Here is a 2,421-nt window from a genome sequence, read left to right as displayed (position 1 = left end):
GTCGGCCGCGCCGTCGGCTCGGTGCTGCTGACGCTCGGCGGCGATGGCGCGATCCTCGCCGACAAGACGACCGTGCTGCGCGCGACCCCGCCGCCGACGATCGTGCGCTCGACCGTGGGCGCCGGCGCCGCGAGCCTCGCCGGCTGGCTCATCGCTCGCGCGCGCGGCGACGACGGCGCCGTGCCGCTCCGCCAGGCCGTCGCGCACGGCTCCGCCGCGGCGGCGATGCCCGGCACCGGCTTCCCCGCCCCCGCCGACGCCGACGCGGCCCGCGTCGACGTCGAGCGCATCGACCCGTCGGCCGCCTCGACCGACGACCCCTCCACCGAACCCACCCCCACCGCGGCATCCGTCGCCGACTGCCAGGAGCACTGATGCCCCAGATCCTCTCCCCCGACCTCGTGTTGCTCGACGCCGACCTCGGCGCCGACAAGGAGGCCGTCATCCGGTCGCTCGCAGCGCGGGCCGCCGATACCGACCGCGTCGCCGACGGCGAGGCGCTCGCCGCCGCGGTGCTCGAGCGCGAGGCACTGACGCCGACCGGCATGGGCGCCGGCATCGCGATCCCCCACTGCAAGTCGGCGGCCGTGCTCGAGCCGAGCCTCGCGTTCGCCCGGCTCAGCCCGGCGGTCGACTTCGGCGCGCCCGACGGCCCCGCCGACCTCGTGTTCATGATCATGGCGCCCGACGGTGCCGCCGAGACGCACCTCGCGGTGCTCTCACGGCTCGCGGGCTCGCTCATCGACGAGCAGTTCACCGACGCGCTGCGGGCCGCCTCGAGCCCCGCAGACGTCGTGGCGCTCGTCGAGGGCGTCGTCGCCGACCGCGACGAGACCGATGCGGCACCGGCCGCCGAGGGCGCACGCAGCGTCGTCGCCGTCACCGCGTGCCCGACCGGCATCGCCCACACCTACATGGCGGCGGATGCGCTCAAGGCCGCCGCCGAGCGCGCGGGCGTGCGCATCGCCGTCGAGACGCAGGGATCGAGCGGCACGACGCGCCTGGACCCCGAGGTGATCGCCGCGGCCGACGCCGTGATCTTCGCCGTCGACGTCGACGTCCGTGAGCGCGGCCGCTTCGCCGGCAAGCCCTTCGTGCAGGTGCCGGTGAAGCGCGGCATCGACGCGCCCGACGCCCTCATCCAGGAGGCGCTCGGCCACGCCGACGACCCGACCGGCCCGCGGCTCGCGGGCGGCGCCGAGGGCGAGTCGGGGGCGAGCGAGACGGGCAGCCGCTCGCTGGGCGGCACCGTCAAGCGAGCGCTGCTCACGGGCGTCAGCTACATGATCCCCTTCGTCGCGGGCGGCGGCCTGCTGCTCGCGCTCGGGTTCCTGCTCGGCGGCTTCGAGATCGCGTTCGGCGTCGAGGGCACCTCGCTCTCGACCGCGCAGGACGTCGCGCTCAGCTCGACGCTCTGGAACCTGCCCGACGGCGGGCTGCTCTACTACCTCGGCTGCGTCGCGTTCGCGATCGGCCAGGCGTCGATGGGCTTCCTCGTGCCGGCGCTCGCCGGCTACATCGCCTACGGCATCGCCGACCGGCCCGGCATCGCGCCCGGCTTCGTCGCGGGTGCCGTCTCGGGCCTCATGGGCGCCGGCTTCCTCGGCGGCATCGTCGGCGGTCTGCTCGCGGGCCTCGCGGCATGGTGGATCGGCACCTGGCGCGTGCCGCAGTGGATGCGCGGCCTCATGCCCGTCGTCATCATCCCGCTGCTCGCGTCGATCTTCGCGTCAGGCCTCATGGTCGTGCTGCTCGGCGGGCCGATCGCGAGCCTCTCGAACGCGCTCACCGACTTCCTCAGCGGGCTGAGCGGCACGGCGGCGATCCTGCTGGGCCTGCTGCTCGGCACGATGATGGCGTTCGACCTCGGCGGCCCCGTCAACAAGGTCGCGTACGCGTTCGCGGTCGCGGGCCTCTCGGAGGGCTCCCCCGAGAACCCGGCGCCCTGGATGATCATGGCCACCGTCATGGCCGCGGGCATGGTGCCGCCGCTCGGCATGGCCCTCGCGACGGTCATCGACCGGAAGCTCTTCACGAAGGCCGAGCAGGAGAACGGCAAGGCCGCGTGGCTGCTGGGCGCGTCGTTCATCTCGGAGGGCGCGATCCCGTTCGCGGCCGCCGACCCGCTGCGCGTCATCCCGGCGTCGATCCTCGGCGCCGCGACGACCGGTGCGATCTCGATGGCAGCGGGCGTGACGAGCCAGGCGCCGCACGGCGGCATCTTCGTCTTCTTCGCGATCGGCAACATCGGCATGTTCATCGTGTCGATCGTCGTCGGCGCGATCGTGACGGGGCTCGCCGTCGTGGCGCTCAAGCGCTGGGCGCGCCGCGCCCCGGTGGTCGACGCCGCGGCCGAGCCCGCGCTCGTCGCCGCCTGACGCATCCGCCGAGCGCACAGGACGCGGCGCACCGCTCCCCGAG

The 2,421-nt window shown here is 74.8% G+C and carries 2 protein-coding genes; both read left to right on the top strand.

The genetic code is table 11. From position 1 onward, the window contains the following. Positions 1 to 375, top strand: a 375-nt coding sequence (locus ABD106_RS01765) for a PfkB family carbohydrate kinase (RefSeq protein WP_343916701.1), incomplete at its 5' end; no start/stop codon positions are given. Then, positions 375 to 2,378: a PTS fructose transporter subunit IIABC gene (locus tag ABD106_RS01760; protein ID WP_343916699.1), complete on the top strand. Its 2,004-nt coding sequence runs from the start codon at positions 375 to 377 to the stop codon at positions 2,376 to 2,378. The genes ABD106_RS01765 and ABD106_RS01760, both read left to right, overlap by 1 nt. Positions 2,379 to 2,421: the final 43 nt, after the last annotated feature.

The sequence above is a fragment of the Agrococcus citreus genome, from assembly GCF_039527715.1.
GTDB classification, from domain to species: Bacteria; Actinomycetota; Actinomycetes; order Actinomycetales; family Microbacteriaceae; genus Agrococcus; species Agrococcus citreus.
This window is presented reverse-complemented; position numbering and strand designations above follow the sequence as displayed.